Source organism: Opacimonas viscosa, assembly GCF_024199005.1.
GTDB lineage: Bacteria > Pseudomonadota > Gammaproteobacteria > Enterobacterales > Alteromonadaceae > Opacimonas > Opacimonas viscosa.
The window spans coordinates 1-246 of sequence record NZ_JANATA010000270.1; the positions used below are offsets into that span (position 1 = coordinate 1).

Sequence of the window (246 nt, forward strand, 5' to 3'; positions counted from 1 at the left end):
GTGGGCGTCATTGGTGTTGTTGAAGACATCGAGCGTGGCGACTGTTCAACCGTTGCGGGTAATGAATTGGTTACTGCACTGGAGCTGGCGGAAATTGCCGGTAAATCTACCGGTGTTATCGCAACTGCGCGTATTACCCATGCAACACCTGCTGCCACTTATGCTAAATCTGCTGACCGCAACTGGGAAGATGTCTCAGATATGCCGGCTGAAGCGGTAGAAGCCGGCTGTAAAGATATCGCCGAC

General features: G+C 52.4%; 1 protein-coding gene. It reads left to right on the forward strand.

The window, feature by feature from the left end; genetic code table 11:
* A partial coding sequence (locus NLF92_RS13555) for an alkaline phosphatase (protein WP_254102788.1) occupies nt 1-246 on the forward strand: 246 nt, incomplete at both ends.